At 57.5% G+C, this 15,785-nt stretch carries 15 protein-coding genes; 2 read left to right on the top strand and 13 right to left on the bottom strand.

What is annotated here, in order from left to right; genetic code table 11:
• Positions 1-517: 517 nt before the first annotated feature.
• From MWN76_RS12845 to glnA, 13 genes are all read right to left on the bottom strand, one after another.
• Positions 518-859 carry a hypothetical protein gene (locus tag MWN76_RS12845; RefSeq protein ID WP_250461829.1) on the bottom strand — a complete coding sequence of 114 codons (342 nt, stop codon included), beginning with the start codon at positions 857-859 and terminating at the stop codon, positions 518-520.
• 180 nt (positions 860-1,039) lie between these two features.
• Complete coding sequence (locus MWN76_RS12840) at positions 1,040-1,672, bottom strand: Cap15 family cyclic dinucleotide receptor domain-containing protein (RefSeq protein WP_250461828.1); 633 nt, start codon at positions 1,670-1,672, stop codon at positions 1,040-1,042.
• The gene (locus tag MWN76_RS12835) at positions 1,672-2,571 is read right to left on the bottom strand and encodes a nucleotidyltransferase domain-containing protein (protein ID WP_250461827.1); all 900 of its coding nucleotides are present in this window, start codon (positions 2,569-2,571) and stop codon (positions 1,672-1,674) included. Before MWN76_RS12835 ends, MWN76_RS12840 begins: the two co-directional genes overlap by 1 nt.
• Positions 2,572-2,675: 104 nt before the next feature.
• A complete protein-coding gene (locus tag MWN76_RS12830) occupies positions 2,676-2,954 on the bottom strand; it encodes a hypothetical protein (RefSeq protein WP_250461826.1) in 279 nt (92 codons plus the stop codon).
• A 105-nt stretch (positions 2,955-3,059) separates the two neighbouring features.
• Positions 3,060-3,572: a hypothetical protein gene (locus MWN76_RS12825; protein WP_250461825.1), complete on the bottom strand. Its 513-nt coding sequence runs from the start codon at positions 3,570-3,572 to the stop codon at positions 3,060-3,062.
• A 27-nt stretch (positions 3,573-3,599) separates the two neighbouring features.
• Positions 3,600-3,899 carry a hypothetical protein gene (locus MWN76_RS12820; RefSeq protein ID WP_250461824.1) on the bottom strand — a complete coding sequence of 100 codons (300 nt, stop codon included), beginning with the start codon at positions 3,897-3,899 and terminating at the stop codon, positions 3,600-3,602.
• 145 nt (positions 3,900-4,044) lie between these two features.
• Positions 4,045-4,257: a hypothetical protein gene (locus MWN76_RS12815; protein ID WP_250461823.1), complete on the bottom strand. Its 213-nt coding sequence runs from the start codon at positions 4,255-4,257 to the stop codon at positions 4,045-4,047.
• Complete coding sequence (locus MWN76_RS12810; RefSeq protein ID WP_250461822.1) at positions 4,247-4,669, bottom strand: Tse2 family ADP-ribosyltransferase toxin; 423 nt, start codon at positions 4,667-4,669, stop codon at positions 4,247-4,249. The genes MWN76_RS12815 and MWN76_RS12810 overlap by 11 nt, the downstream gene beginning before the upstream one ends.
• A 512-nt stretch (positions 4,670-5,181) precedes the next feature.
• Positions 5,182-5,583, bottom strand: a complete 402-nt coding sequence (locus MWN76_RS12805; RefSeq protein WP_250461821.1) for a hypothetical protein — start codon at positions 5,581-5,583, stop codon at positions 5,182-5,184.
• A 281-nt stretch (positions 5,584-5,864) separates the two neighbouring features.
• Positions 5,865-7,277 carry a nitrogen regulation protein NR(I) gene (ntrC, locus tag MWN76_RS12800; RefSeq protein WP_250461820.1) on the bottom strand — a complete coding sequence of 471 codons (1,413 nt, stop codon included), beginning with the start codon at positions 7,275-7,277 and terminating at the stop codon, positions 5,865-5,867.
• A gap of 21 nt (positions 7,278-7,298) precedes the next feature.
• The gene (glnL, locus tag MWN76_RS12795; protein ID WP_250461819.1) at positions 7,299-8,360 is read right to left on the bottom strand and encodes a nitrogen regulation protein NR(II); all 1,062 of its coding nucleotides are present in this window, start codon (positions 8,358-8,360) and stop codon (positions 7,299-7,301) included.
• Positions 8,361-8,691: 331 nt separating this feature from the next.
• Complete coding sequence (locus tag MWN76_RS12790) at positions 8,692-9,402, bottom strand: DUF4124 domain-containing protein (RefSeq protein ID WP_250461818.1); 711 nt, start codon at positions 9,400-9,402, stop codon at positions 8,692-8,694.
• A 170-nt stretch (positions 9,403-9,572) separates the two neighbouring features.
• Positions 9,573-10,979, bottom strand: coding sequence for a glutamate--ammonia ligase (gene glnA / locus MWN76_RS12785; RefSeq protein WP_250461817.1), 1,407 nt, complete (start codon positions 10,977-10,979; stop codon positions 9,573-9,575).
• Positions 10,980-11,278: 299 nt separating this feature from the next.
• On the opposite strand from glnA, the gene thiI reads away from it, so the two are divergent.
• Both thiI and MWN76_RS12775 read left to right on the top strand, forming a co-directional pair.
• Complete coding sequence (thiI, locus tag MWN76_RS12780) at positions 11,279-12,754, top strand: tRNA uracil 4-sulfurtransferase ThiI (protein WP_250461816.1); 1,476 nt, start codon at positions 11,279-11,281, stop codon at positions 12,752-12,754.
• A gap of 443 nt (positions 12,755-13,197) precedes the next feature.
• Entirely contained in the window at positions 13,198-15,741 is a 2,544-nt protein-coding gene (locus tag MWN76_RS12775; protein WP_250461815.1) for a TonB-dependent receptor domain-containing protein, read from the top strand.
• Positions 15,742-15,785: the final 44 nt, after the last annotated feature.

Here is a 15,785-nt window from a genome sequence, read left to right as displayed (position 1 = left end):
ATGGGGGGGGGGGGGGTTATGAGTTTTTCTACAGCCTGAACGTTGCCGACTGCGGCAGCCGGAGTGCAGTTTGCGCGAAGCGCATTGCGTAGGTGTCCGTCAGCTTGGCCTTGTTAAACTTTTTATGCAGTGAGGTACAAACCTTCCCTGCCCATTTTCAGGATTTCAGATTCTAATGCAAGCACACCTGAAGACGAAAATATATGATGCTTCCAGGAAGAGTTATTCCCTCGACTACAAATTCCGTACGCTGCTTGAGCGAAAGCTAACGCCCATCCAAAATAGAACCATATCAGGCCTGTAATATATAGCAGGCCGCCAATTTGACTTCCTGAGTTATTCTTCACCAGAAAGTATCCAGACGCGAAAAAACAAAAAGCAATCACTGATAAGATAATTGGCGTGTAAATGAAGACTCTCGGCATGACTCTTCCAGAAATTTAACGTTGCCATCTGCGGCGGTTGGAGCGTCTTTAGCGCGAAGCGCGTCGCGTAAACCGTCCGTAGCATGGCCTGGTTATTGTTTTTCGCCACCGTGCCTGGAACCAAACTGTTCAATGAGTGTTCCGAGCACCAACTTTTGACTTTCTTGGCACAAGGTGCCAGAAACTTCATACAGGCCGTTCTCTTTAAGTTTAACTTCTGACTTTGACTTTATGTTTAGAAAAAGCACAGAGTTCTCTACGTGCTCTGGCATCAAGCAAGCCGAGAACACAATATTACCATAACTGGGCCGATCGAGCGCTGGCGAAATAGCTGCAATCAAATTTTCTTCTTCATCAAGAACGTTCAAATAGGCTGATTCTACGTAGCGCTTTTTCGGATGGGATTCCTCCGTTATCAGAACTTGAATCGTCATGCATTGGTCATTTCGGTTCTTAAAGGCTCTTACATCTTTTACAAACTGAGTTGACCCTTCGTCTGTGCACGGATAACTGTGATCAGAAAGAAACAACAAGATTAACAATGAAAGTTTCCGCAATGTGCTTCTCCGAAACAATAACGCCGCAATCACGCGCTTGTCGCGTGCATTGCTTTGTTAGTTGCCAATATCGTTGGATGCATGCTCATAGGTGTCATACAGTTTTTTTATCCTATTGCGCAATATCATGCTTCCTCTGGTCGCCCGGTCGGTCCAGTAGTGCCCTTGCAGCTCATAGACTGGCGTACCGTGGATTTCCAAAGCGAAAGATCCATGATGAATCTCACTGCGCACACCTTGAAGTTCTATTTTCGGTTCGTTTCTATATACACCAACGAGCTTAAAGAGGTCATCGTCTTCCTGCTGCTCTATGCTGTGGGCCACCAAAACCGAGCGAGACTCCTTGGTCATCAACCTGAGGCTCAGAAAGGTAAGAGACTGCCTTATAACCGCGTAACCAGTTATCGGCGCAGACAGTTTCCCTGTTTCGGGATCAGTCCAACTACTCTTCAATTCAACTTCCCAGGTTCCCCTCAGGTCGGGCCGTTTGACATACCATCCCCTAAAAAGCCTCCAAGACCACAAATATTTGTTGAAGATAGTGACAAGTAGGCTGATAGCGCCGACAACGATGCCAAATGGCTTCACAAAATCTGCGCTTAGCACCGGCATCCCCTGAACCCAAAGCGCTAGGAGCCATACACCGATTGTGAGGCCGACAAATGACGAAATATGGAGTCTGGTTAACATTAGCTATAACCCACATAATCCCACGCGTCACTCAAAAACGAATGTGCGCGTTCTCTTGTCCATGGTTGCGCCCCCCTGAAGAGGTACTTAAGCTCGCTAACCTCACCCCACTCGGAACAGGTTTCAATTGACATAGTGTTGTTAAAAAGCTCGGCCAAGACCTCCCTGACCATTGGCTTAAACGCCGTATAATTAAACCGAGAATTTGAAGCGTTGAATACTAAGCACTCTACAAGGAAGCTTGGCGCATCTTGCGCTGACTTGATTCCATTCGAAGCCATTTCATTGGATAGTGTCTTCAATATTCTTACTACTCTCTTATATCTGCGAGTAGTTTCGTCGTTCTTTTTCACTCCATTTGAGTAATGTTGCTCGGGCCAGTTTCTTACCCTGGGAGGAGAACGGTCATCGGGGATCATTTCGACTCCCGACCAATAATGTGAAGTCGATGTATACCGGCGATGTTCGAAGAAAGCCGCTACATCCGACTCTACCCGATACGTATTTGCCTTAACGTCGAATGATTTACTTCCTCTTGACACCGCACCCCGACCGAATCGCGCCACCAGCGCCTCTTCAAGCTCATTTTTAAACTCGGCGTAGGTATATGTGCCGTCACTGAAGCTTTTATTGAGAACTTCTTTGACGTTGTCGTCCGGGTACTCAGGGAAAAATGCATCGAAGCAAAGTACGCCTATATCTACGTCGCTATCCCGGCGCACATTTACTCTGTTACGGTACGACCCTTGGGTAAAGACCCTGATATTCCTATTCTGAAGCCTCGGGCTTGCTTGAATAGCTTGCCGTATCTGACGCTCTGCATTCTCAACCCTTTCCTGCTCAGATTTTCCTGGCCCTTGCGACCATGTACCGAAGACAGATTCCCAATCTCTAGCCAATTTTTCCCCCTAAGGCCTGGTTGCAACTAACGTTGCCAATTGCGGCAGCCGGAACGCTTTTTGTGCGAAGCGCTTTGTGTAGGCTGTCCGTCAACTTGGCCTGGTTATTTTTGGCCCTTGTAGGCCGCATGAATTCTGATCAATGTTGCTGCGCCATAGATAAGCCCAAAGAAAAGAACGCAAACAATTGAAACCCTTGCCTCCTCAGGCGAGAGATAGAATCTAGCTCCCTCAGGACTGAAAGTGAATATAGCTTTACCTGAAGATAGCTTAACCGCCAGTAGCGTACCAAATGCTAAAATCAAGAGGGTGCAGACGAGATCAACTTGATACTTTTCAACCGCATCCAGCAATGGTGTTGGTTTCCTTTTTCTTCTTCTCATTAGCTATGTGAAATTAACGCCGCTCAGCACGCGCGGCTACGGAATGGAGGCGAAGCCGCAATGTAGTAGCCGTCGCTGTAGCTGGCATGGTTATGTTTCGCGGGCTCACAATGAGTCTGCAACCTGGAATCCGCGTTCAGTGATTTCAAAGATCTCTCCTTTGTAACCTCTTTCGATCACCAAATCTTCATCAAGCAATAACTGGAGTGCAGACTCCCATTTAGCAACAACCCTCCTACTCTGGTCGTCAATCAGGTTTTTACCATTCGTTTGCAGATCTTTACCACCCATGTGACGGAGGTGCATGATCGTTCCATTGTCGTCCAAGCTTGCCTCTTTAAGCAGGATCTTAGCTTCTTCTGATAACTCAGGAATCCGAGACTCTGGAGATAGAGGAACCGGATCTACCAGTTCTGCGCCATCTATGGAAGTAAACATTTGATGCTCATTTAGCTTCAACTGCAGGTGCCGATAGAATTTTTCCTTGAATTGAGAGTGGCTGTCATACACCTCGTAAAGCCCTCGATCTTTACAGGAAGCTTTAAACCTCTTCAATTCTTGGTATTGTTCGTCATCAACACTATCAAGTCGCGCTGGCTGATCCGAGAAATACAACATTGCAGGCTTGCCAGATGATATGTGCCGCTATATTTCCTCCACAGTTCCGCTAGCATAGTCTTCGGTTTGTGTGCCAATGCGAGTCCAGAATACGCCAATTAGAAGGTCACCTTTATCAAGAATCTGATCATTAATTATTGATTGAGGTGTGTTTCCCATTTCTGGAGAAGAGTGCGACTCCCAGCCAGTCGGGAGCAAAACTATCCCGCGAGCCGCGGAATGCACGGCATTCCATTCTGCAATAACCTCGCGAACGATAGATCGTTCTGAAGCAACATCCCCCGGTGACGCAATCATCACGTTGAACACGGTGGCTTTATAGCTCATACCGACTCCATCTTTTTAAACATAACGCCCAGCGCAGGCGCAGCCAGCGCGGAGCACCTTTTGTGTTAATGTTTGAGCGCCAGCGAGTAACACAAAAGGTGCGTAGCGTTGTCTGTCGCTCTGCCGCTGCTTGTTAGCAATGGGCTCACTCGAACTCTAGATCGAAGTCCGATTTTGCAGCTGCTTTAATGGAACTTAAAACACCGTCAAGATCTTGCAGTTTTTCATCATATGCAAGCTGCTTATCCTCATCAGTTTCCATAGATGATAGCTTCTCTAACCTTGATTCATAGTGCTTTAAAGCCTCCCACAAAATGTGATACTCACTTATTATTGGAGAAAAACCTTTAGACGACATTTACACCACTCCCGGCAATAAGAAGCTGAACTTTTGAACGATCGAGACCAAGTTCTTCCATAGCCCCAAGATATTTTCTAAGGGGCATATTTTTAACGGGAGCAATCATGTAATGCCCCTCATGCCCAGGACGCTGATCTTTAACCAACACCAATTCTGGTGGTAAAGTAGCACCTTTTTTAATTTTCCAGACTTTCTTTCCTGGCTTGGCCATTATCTTTGTAATGTGGTCAAAGGCAGAAAAACCGTTGCCATTTGCAACGACCGTCTCAATTCCATCTTGGACGATAATACGGACATCTCTCCGCGCGCGATCTTCAGTGAATGCAGGCCAAGTTGCATTCCCCATCCGGTAGAGTTCTTTCGTAAATTCCGTCACATCCATAACGTACAAATCTTCTATCGCGATCATCAGTGATCCTCCTTTTCCTTGAATAGAGCTGACTACTCCTGATTGCTAACGTTGCCATCTGTGGCGGACGAAATGCTTTTAGCGCGAAGCGCGTTGTGTAGGCCGTCCGCAGCATGGCCTGGTTATTGCGGGCGGTGTCCGAACTCGCTAAGGGCACGTTGCCCATAGCGCAGCGGAGGGCTGCCGCCCGATAGAAAGAGGAAAGATCACTGTACTTTCCTCACCTTTTTCAAAATATCTCTTATGGGCAAACCAAGATGCTGCTCGAAAGTTTGCCGGAACCCGAATCCTTAACGAAGGCAATAAGAACGAAGCTGCGGACTTGCTCGCCCCGCATCACTTGCAACTGGCTGCCTAAATAGGACTCCAAACTTTCCGCTACCCCGCGCTAACCTTTTTGGCTGAACCCGCCCCAATAACAGTTTATTCGTAGAAATGGCCACATCTGGGCATATGCTCATACCTGACCATGCATCCCCATATCTAGCCATAGATGGATAAATATAGCCATACTAAAACCCCAGACTCGTATCGACATCTGTGCACTTTTCAATCAACCCTTCCACAATGCGATGGGAGAGCCCCAGGGTTACCGCGCTTTCCCGCTGGATTACCCATGCCTTCCCGCTTGCGCTCCAGCGGCCTCCGGCCTGTTTGACCAGGCGCCGCATTGCCTGTTCTTCATAGCCGACGCAAACTGCTACCGGTTCTTTCTTGCGGTAGGCGTTGACTGCGGCCAGAGAGGTACCCGCTGCTGGCTTTTCACGCTCATCGATAATGAGTTCTACTGTGGTGAATAGTTTTTTTCCACAGGGGGATTCGCGGTATCGAACACGGCAAAGTCGCTTGCCGAAGCGCTGCTCAAAGCGCCTGGAGCCCAGATCGCCCGGACGAATACTCTTGATCACTTTCATTGTCCCCTCCATGGGTTCTCTTTGAGCCGTCGATACCCGGATTTTTGATTCTGGCTAATGGGTTTTTCGCTTTTATAATTTTGTATCGACATATTTTTCAAAGCCGTTTATAGCGAATTCCGTATAGGGTGTATAGCGTACCCTGATTGGGCATACCGACGAGCCTCTTTCTCCCAATGTCAGCCATGGCGGAGAAGTGGTGCGGGAAACAGGATTGGAGCACCGATACCCCGGAGCGGGATATCGGTATATCGGATGGATGCGGGCGGCGGGCGGCGGCGTCAGTCTGCGTCGCCATTCATGTCGAGTTCTTTCAGCTTGCGCGTCAGCGTGTTGCGTCCCCATCCCAGCAATTCGGCGGCGTCGCGTTTGCGGCCGGCGGTGTGCTTGAGGGCGATTTCGATCAGGGCGCGTTCGAACGCGGGTACCGCTTCGCTGAGGATTTCGCGGCGGCCGGTGGCCAGTGCCTGGTCGGCCCAGAGACGCAGGGCTTTCTGCCAGTCCTGGGGTGTCTCGGCGGTGGTGCCCTGCTGGTGCAGCTCCTGCGGCAGGTCTTCGACATGCACTTCGCGGCCGGAGGCCATGACCGTGATCCAGCGGCAGGTATTTTCCAGCTGGCGCACATTGCCGGGCCAGTCCAGGCCGGCCAGGTATTCTTCGGTTTCCTTGAGCAGGATTTTCGGTTCCACGCCCAGGTCTTTGGCGGCGCTGTTGAAGAAATGGCGTACCAGGCGCGGGATGTCTTCGCGCCGGTCGGCCAGGCGCGGGATATGGATGCGGATGACGTTCAGGCGGTGGAACAGGTCCTCGCGGAATTTGTGCTCTTCCACCAGCCGTTCCAAATCCTGGTGGGTGGCGGCGATAATACGCACATCCGCTTTCACCGGTGTGTGGCCACCCACGCGGTAGAACTCTCCGTCGGCCAGTACACGCAGCAGGCGCGTCTGGGTTTCCGCCGGCATATCGCCGATTTCGTCCAGGAACAGGGTGCCGCCGTCGGCCTGTTCGAAGCGGCCGGCGCGCTGGGCGCTGGCGCCGGTAAAGGCGCCTTTCTCGTGGCCGAAGAGTTCGGATTCCATCAGGTCTTTCGGAATCGCGGCCATGTTCAGGGCAATGAACGGTTTGCTCTTGCGCGGGCTGTGGTTGTGCAGGGCCTGCGCCACCAGTTCCTTGCCGGTGCCGGATTCGCCGTTGATCAGCACGGTGATATTGGAGTGGGACAGGCGGCCGATCGCGCGGAAGACTTCCTGCATCGCCGGCGCCTCACCGATGATTTCCTTGCTACCGTTGCCGTTTTCCAGTGCGACCTGTTCGCCGCCTTCCTGTTCACTGGCATGAGCCAGGGCGCGGCGGGTGACTGCCACGGCTTCATCCACATCGAATGGCTTGGGCAGGTATTCGAAGGCGCCGCCCTGGTAGGCCGCCACGGCACTGTCCAGGTCCGAGTGGGCGGTCATGATGATGATGGGCAGGGCGGGCCGCTCGGATTGGAACCGCTGCAGCAGCTTGAAGCCGTCGGCGCCGGGCATACGGATATCGCTGATCACGACATCTGGCGAGTCGCTGTAGAAATCGTCCAGCGCGCGGTCACCGTTTTCGTAGCACTTGGTGTCGATACCGGCGCGGGTCAGGGCCCGCTCCAGCACCCAGCGGATCGATCGGTCGTCGTCAATAATCCAAACGCGATTGGTCATGGTCCAACTTCCACTAAACAGTTATACGGATAACGGCAGATAGATCTGGAAAACACTCTGCCCACTGCGGCTGTCGCATTTGATCAGGCCGCGGTGCTGGTTAATGATGTTCTGCGATATCGACAGGCCCAGGCCGGAGCCCTCGGCGCGGCCGGAAATCATGGGGTAGAAAATCCGCTCGCGGATCTCTTCCGGAATCCCCGGGCCGTTGTCCTCGATCTCGATACGGCACACCAGCGGCAACTGGCGCCGGCCGATGGTGAACTGCCGCTGTACCCGCGTGCGCAGCACTATTTCGCCCGTCGACAGGCCAATGCTCTCGTCGATGGCCTGCATCGCATTGCGGGCGATATTCAGCAGCGCCTGGATCAGTTGTTCGCTGTCGCCGGGAATATCCGGGATCGACGGGTCGTAGTCGCGGCGGATCCTCAGTGCTCCCTCGCACTCGGCGTCGATCAACTGGGCCACCCGTTCCAGCACTTCGTGCACATTGGTGGGCTGCATCCGGGCCGGTTTGCGCGGCCCCAGCAGGCGGTCCACCAGGTTGCGCAGGCGATCCGCCTCGTCGATGATGATCTGCGTGTACTCGGCCAGCTCCTCGTCCGGTAGTTCCCGCTGCAACAGCTGTGCCGCACCGCGGATTCCGCCCAGTGGATTTTTCACTTCGTGCGCCATGCCGCGCACCAGGTTGCGGGTGGTCTCCTGGGCGTTGATCAACGCGTCCTCGCGGGCGATGCGCAACAGGCGGTCCATCGGCTGCACTTCCAGCAGCATCAGCCCCAGTTCCGTCACCGGGCTCACCGAGTAGTCGACGGTGCGCGTCTCCAGGTTGTGCAACCGCCAGGTGGCGCGGCGCACGGTGTATTTCTGGCCGGCGGCAACGGCGTCGCGCATGGCCCCGTGAGCCTGGTCGGACTCGCGCACCACCTCGCTCAGCGGCTGGCCACTGACCCGGGCGCTGGAGGCGGCCAGCAGGTCTTCGGCGGCGGAGTTCAGGTAGCAGAGCAGCAGCTTGTCATCGAGCACCACCACGGCGGAATTCAGGCTATCCAGCAACTGGCGCAACTGACGGTCGTTGAGCATGGTTCGGGTTCCGGGTTCTTTCGGCGGCGCCTGTGGCGCACAACCTTTCTTCTGCTATTGGGGACAGTGCAAGAAGCAAACCAAAATGGCGCACATCCGTTGACCCCTAACGGGGCTCCCGGGCGCGCGGGGCGTTACGGGCAACTTTGACTGACCCTGAACAGGGCGAAATATCGCGCGCGGTATCGGCCGCGGCTCAACTGGGGGCGGGAAAATAGCTGGCCACACCAATGCGCACCATTATGGTGCGCAGATCAAAAAAACACCAGCGTGGAGGTCAACTGTCCGGGGCCGCCTGGTCGCGCCCCGGGGATACTGGCACCGGCCGAGGTCAGTATTGCCGTGTGCGCTTCAGCACATTCTTGGAGGAATCGTTCACCCCGGGGGCCGCCGGCGCCCTGGGCGCCTGCTCCGCCCGCGGCGCGGCGCTGTCCGGCACCTGGTCACCGGGGCGTTTGACGTACAGAGTGATCGGCCGGGAACGTGCCAGCACACTGCCGGCCGGGTCCGTCAGTACCGCCTGCACACTGTGGGTGCCGCGCTCGAGCGCCGAAATATCCAGGCTGGTGCCGGAAGAACCACCCCGCCACGGCTGGCCATCCACCACGGCGAAAAACTGGTAGCCACCCTCGGGTACCGGGTCCAGCGCCACTTGCAGCACCACCTGGCGCTGCCCCGGCGGAATGGTGGTGCCGCTTGCGGGGTTGATGATGGCGATACTGTAGGGGCCGTCGTAGCGATCCCTGTCTTCGCGATCCTCATCCTGGCTCTGCGGCGACAGCTTGCGCGTCGGCAGCGGACGCGGCAGGGCGATGGGCTGTACGTTGGTGCGACTGATCTCGACTTTTTCCACCTTGTCCTTGTCGCTGCCCACCGGCGGTGTATCCGTGAATACGACTTCGCCGTTGGGGCCGGTGGTCTTGTAGATGGCGCTGCCGCCGGACTGGGCACTGTTGCCATCGTCATCGAAGCCGCTGCCGCCGGCAAGGCTGGTCAACGGGGCGCTGAGGAGTAGTGCCAGTAGCAGGTTGCGGTATTTCATGGCGTCTCTTGTTGCGGTTCGGACCGCTAATATCAGTATTTAGTACCTTACACCACACTAGTTTACCGCCAATAAAAAAGCCCGCACCTGGTGGTGCGGGCTTTTTCGATACCGTGTGACGCGTTTGGCGCCACACGACAGCACTTCCGATGCGGAAGCCCCTGCGATTTTTACACAGAGTAGTACATGTCGAACTCGACCGGATGGGTGGTCATGTTCAGGCGCTCCACCTCTTCCTGCTTCAGCTCGATGTAGGCATCGATGGTATCGTCGGTGAAGACGCCGCCCTCGGTCAGGAAGGCGCGGTCCTGGTCCAGTGCGTCCAGGGCCATTTCCAGGCTGGAGGCAACGGTCGGGTACTCGGCCACTTCTTCCGCCGGCAGGTCGTACAGGTCCTTGTCCGCCGGGTCGCCCGGGTGGATCTTGTTCTTGATGCCGTCCAGGCCGGCCATCAGCATGGCCGCGAACACCAGGTAGGGGTTGGCGGTCGGGTCCGGGAAGCGCGCCTCGATACGCTTGCCTTTCGGGCTCGGCACATACGGGATGCGGATGGACGCGGAGCGGTTGCGGGCGGAGTAGGCCAGGATCACCGGCGCCTCGAAGCCCGGCACCAGACGCTTGTAGGAGTTGGTGGAGGCGTTGGCGAAGGCGTTGATCGCACGCGCGTGCTTGATAATGCCGCCGACGTAGTACAGGGCGGTCTCGGACAGGCCCGCGTAGCCGTCACCGGCGAACTGGTTCACGCCGTCCTTGGAGAAGGACTGGTGAATGTGCATACCGGAACCGTTGTCGCCCACCAGCGGCTTGGGCATGAAGGTGGCGGTCTTGCCGTAGGCGTGTGCGACATTGTGCACCGCGTACTTCAGGATCTGCACTTCGTCCGCTTTCTTGGTCAGGGTGTTGGCGCCAACGCCGATTTCACACTGGCCGGCGGTGCCCACTTCGTGGTGGTGCACTTCGATTTCCAGGCCCATCTGCTCCATGGCGGAACACATGGCGGCGCGGATATCGTGCAGGGAGTCGACCGGCGGCACCGGGAAGTAGCCACCCTTGACGCCCGGGCGGTGGCCCATGTTGCCTTCGCTGAAGACGTTGCCGGAAGACCAGGCCGCTTCTTCGGAGTTGATCTTGTAGAAGGCGCCACCCATTTCCGCGCCCCAGGTGATGTCGTCGAAGACGAAGAACTCGGGCTCCGGGCCGAACAGGGCAGTGTCGCCCAGGCCGGTGGACTTCAGGTATTCCTCGGCGCGCTGCGCGATGGAACGCGGATCGCGCTCGTAGCCCTGGCCGGTGGACGGCTCGACGATGTTACAGCGCACGATCACGGTGGCTTCATCGGTGAAGGGGTCCAGGAATGCGGACTCGTCGTCCGGCATCAGGATCATGTCGGACTCGTTGATGCCCTTCCAGCCGGCGATGGAGGAGCCGTCGAACATCTTGCCTTCTTCGAAGAACTCGCCGTCAACTTCTGCAGACGGAATGGAAACGTGTTGTTCCTTACCTTTGGTATCGGTGAAGCGCAGGTCCACCCACTTGGCCTCACTCTCTTTGATCAAACCGAGCGTATTCGCTGACATTGCAGTCCTCCAGGTCTTGAATTGGAATTTGTCGCTTAACCCTTCTGTGGCATCTAGTGAAGCAAGGAGTGTGCCAAATTGGGGCAATGGCGCTATTGCGCGCCCCGCGGCGCCTGTGCGCCGGCCGGCGGCACCGGCCGACACAGATTGGCGACAGAATGTCCCATCGGTCGCCACCGAACGCACCATAACAGAGCGACCCCGTTCGGAGTCGCACAAATGTGGTGCACGACCAAGTTCGTGTCAGCTAGTTTATAATGCCGCATCTTTGTTCAACAGGCGGTACTCCACGGAATCCCATGCATTTTGTCGTCAAATTCTTCCCCGAAATCACCATCAAGAGCAACCCGGTGCGCAAGCGCATGTCGCGGCAGCTCAAGGACAACCTGCGCACCCTGCTGAAGCAGGTGGACGACCGCATCAAGGTGCACAAGGACTGGGAGAAAATCGACGTCATCGCCCCGGACGCGGTGGCGCACCTGGCCGACCGTATCGAGGAGGTGCTGGCGCACACACCGGGTATCGCCAATTTCTCCCGCGTATACCAGTACCCGCTGGGCGACCTGCAGGATATCTACGAGAAGACCAGGGCGATCTGGGGCGACCGGCTCGCCGGCCAGACCTTCTGCGTGCGGGCCAAGCGCACCGGTAACCACGATTTCAAATCCCTCGACGTGGAGCAGTACGTCGGCGGCGGCCTGAACCAGCATACCCAGGCCAAGGGCGTAAAGCTGAAAAACCCGGACATCACCGTGCAGCTGGAGATCCGCCACGACAAGCTGAACGTGATCGAGGCCAAGCATCCCGGCCTCGGCGGTTTCCCCATGGGCACCCAGGACCCGGTGCTGTCGCTGGTGTCCGGCGGTTTCGATTCCACCGTGGCCAGCTACCTGACCATGAAGCGCGGCATCCGCACCCACTTCCTGTTCTTCAACCTGGGCGGGCGCGAGCACGAGCTGGGCGTGAAGGAGGTGGCCTATTACCTGTGGAACCGGTACGGCGCCTCCCACCGGGTCAAGTTCGTCAGCGTGCCCTTCGACGAGGTGGTGGCGGAAATCCTGGAGCGGGTGGACGACTCACAGATGGGCGTGATCCTGAAGCGCATGATGCTGCGCGCCGCCACCGTCATCGCCAACGAGCTGGACGTGGACGCGGTGGTCACCGGCGAGGCCATTGCCCAGGTCTCCAGCCAGACACTGCGCAACCTGTCGGTGATCGACAGCGTCACCGACACCCTGGTGCTGCGCCCGCTGATTACCAGCGACAAGACCGACATCATCAAGACCGCCCGCGCCATCGGTACCGAGGAGTTCGCTGCGAATATGCCCGAGTACTGCGGCGTGATCTCGGTCAAGCCCACCACCCGCGCGAAACCAGAGAAAATCGAGAAGGAGGAGAACCGCTTCGACTTCGCCATTCTCGATCGCGCCGTGCGCAACCGCGCCATGCAGAATATCGACGAGGTGATGGCGGACGTCGAGGGCGAGACACCGGATGTGGAGGTACTGGCCGAACCCGGCGATGCCGTGGTGATCGATATCCGCCACCCCACCGAGGAAGAGGTAAATCCGCTGGAACTGGAAAATACCGAGGTGGAGACGATTCCCTTCTACCGCCTCAACAATGCCTTCGGCGGGCTGGATAAGGGCAAGCACTACCTGCTCTACTGTTCCGGTGGCGTCATGAGCCGGCTGCACGCCTCGCACCTGCTGGACGAGGGCTATCGCAATGTGGGCGTCTACCGCCCGGAGAAAGGCGCCCCCGGGAAATCTTGAGGGCCCCCGGATTGTCTTGACCACTGCCCGCCCCCGTTCACAACGGGCGATTCCCGGATGCACTCCATACCGTCGTCATTCCGGATCCGGTCCGGAATCCAGGCCGCCGGAACTCCTTTACCGGATCCCGGATCGAGCCCGGGATGACGACTCCGAAGGGCGATTTCCACAACCACGCCGCCACAGCCGGAATCTCGGAAATTACCTCCCGGGTAAAGTTATTTATTTACCTGAAAGATAAGAAATCCCTGTCAAAAACCGCCTTTTCATTACCTGCCAGATAATAATTTTTCCCACTTTTTCCCCGATAGAAAATAAATGGAAGAATTCGCGCTCCCCCGAGTGATTTTAGATTTCCTGTGTGCTAATAATTTTCCCGATAACGGCAAAAAAAGCCGATAAGAATAACTTCTAATAAATAAATATAACGAAGGGAGAAAGCGATGTTCGGGACCAAGAAGTTACCGCGAGCCATTCACCTGCTCAGCCTGCCCCTGGCCACGACAGCGGCGCTGCCGGCCCTTGCCCAGGACGCAAAACTGTACCGCGGCCTGGAGGAGGTGGTGGTCACCGCGCAGAAGCGCGAACAGAACCTGCAGGACGTGCCGGTGGCAGTGAGCGCCTTCAGCGGCGAGCAGCTGCAGGAAGCGGTGGTCAAAGATATTTTCGACCTGCAGACCAACACCCCCGGCCTGATGGCCGGCCAGAACCAGACCAACACCACGTCGAATTTCGCCATCCGCGGTATCGGCACCTCGGGGCAGAACTTCGGCCTGGAATCCTCGGTGGGCCTGTACGTGGACGGCGTCTACCGCTCGCGCCCCAGCTCGATGATCAACAACCTGGTGGACATGGAGGCGGTGGAAGTGCTGCGCGGCCCGCAGGGCACGCTGTTCGGCAAGAATACCGCCGCCGGCGCCATCCAGTTTCGCACCAGGGCGCCGAGCCACGAGAGCGACGGTTACGTCGAGGTCACCGCCGGCAACTACGGCCTGATCAACACCGCCGCCGCGGCCAATGTATCGCTGGTGCCAGATGTACTGGCGGTGCGCGCCACCGGTTTCACCAGTGAGCGCGACGGCTATGTGGACGCCGCCATCGACGGAGACACCGTGGACATCAACAACCGCGACCGCTGGGGCGCGCGCCTGCAGGCGCTCTACACCCCCACCGATACCCTGTCCGCGCGGCTGATCCTGGACAAATCAGAAATCGACGAACTCTGCTGCGCGGCACTGACGGTGCAGGACAGCCTCGAGAACGAGGCCGGCGAACCCGGCCCCTCGGCACTGCTCGCCGGCCTCGGCGGCACCGTGTTTACCGGCAGCCAGTTCGACGACTACCGGACGGCCCTGAACTTCGCACCGGTCTCCCGCGGCGAGGACAGCGGCGCCTCGCTGGAAGTGAACTGGGACCTGTCCGACCGCTGGACCCTGACCTCCGTCAGCGCCAGCCGCGACTATAGCTCCTACGACATCATCGACAGCGATTTCGGTAATGTGGATATCATCTCCACCGAAAACGATGCCGAGCAGAGCTCCTTCTCGCAGGAAATCCGCCTGGACTTCACCGGCGAACGCGGCAACGCCGTGCTGGGCGCCTACTATTTCGACCAGGATATCGCGCTCGACTACCAGGTGACCGATCTCGACGCCATCGACGAATTCCTGCCGGCGGCGCTGGGCCTGAACGGCCTGATCGACGGCATCAACGGCTTTGCCGATCTCACCGGTATCAACGCCGCGGACGCCTTTATCGAAAACTACCGCGTGCCGCACCGCGCCGACCAGCAACACGAGAGCTGGGCCCTGTTCGGCCAGTTCGACTACAGCCTCACCGACGCACTGACCCTGACCATGGGCCTGCGCTACACCGAGGAGGACAAGTCGATGCAGACCGCTTTCTCCGAGTGGGTCGGCGACGAGCGCTGGGCGTGGCAGGGCGACACGCCCGATATCCCCGCCGCCAGCAGCTACCTGGGCCAGATGGGTGCCGCCTACGCCGCCGGCGATTTCCCGACGCTAATGGCGCTGGCCGGCGACCCGCAAGTGCAGGCCGCGCTGGCGCCCTTCGGCCAGGCCGGCTGGGGCAACTGGCTGCTGGCCGCCAACGCGCCGCGCGCGGATATCGACGCGGACCTGAGCGACGAGCAGGTCACCGGCACCGTCAAGCTGAGCTATGCACTGTCCGCCGACTCGCTGGTGTACGCCTCCTACGGCACCGGCTACAAATCCGGCGGCACCAACACCGACCGCATCGCCTTCGGTTTCGATCCGCTGTTCGACGCCGAGAACTCCAGCGCGGTGGAACTGGGGCTCAAGTCCGAGTTCCCGGCGCAGTCCCTGCGCCTGAACCTGGCCCTGCACCACACGCTGCTGGACAACTACCAGGCCAACGCCTTCACCGGCGACGGCTTCAACCTGCAGAACGCCGGCGAGCTGGAATCCTACGGCGCCGAGGCGGAGCTGTTCTGGGCACCGACGGACAACACCACCGTGACCGCCGCCTACGCCTTCACCGAGGCCAGTTTCAAGGCGTTCTCCAAGGGCAACTGCTGGGTGGCCACACCCTGGCACACCGGTGAGCCGGACCCGGGCCAGACAGACCCGAACGTCAACGTCTGCGACCGCACCGGCGATCCGCTGGCCAATGTGCCGGAGCACTTCCTGACCCTGGGCCTGCGCCGGGACTTCGCGCTCGGCGACGATATCAACGGCTACCTCTACGGCGAGTACAACTACAAGTCCGAGCATATGACGTCCAACGTCAACGACCCGCTGATGGAGCAGGACGGCTTCGGCCGCATCAACCTGCGCGCCGCACTGCAGTTCCTGGCCTACGATGCCGACCTGACGCTGTGGGGCCGCAATGTCACCGACGAGCGCTACCGCGGGGTCAACTTCGATGCGGTGATCCAGACCGGCACCGTCATGGCCTATCCGGGCGAGCCGCGCACCTACGGGCTCACCCTGAACAAGCGCTTCTGATCGCTCTCACAGTAAATTCCTCGCAGTAGTCTTGCTACCTGGGC

The sequence above is a fragment of the Microbulbifer litoralis genome, from assembly GCF_023634065.1.
Lineage (GTDB): Bacteria > Pseudomonadota > Gammaproteobacteria > Pseudomonadales > Cellvibrionaceae > Microbulbifer > Microbulbifer litoralis.
The sequence above is the reverse complement of the archived record's forward strand: the minus strand, read 5'-3'. Positions and strand labels throughout refer to the sequence as shown.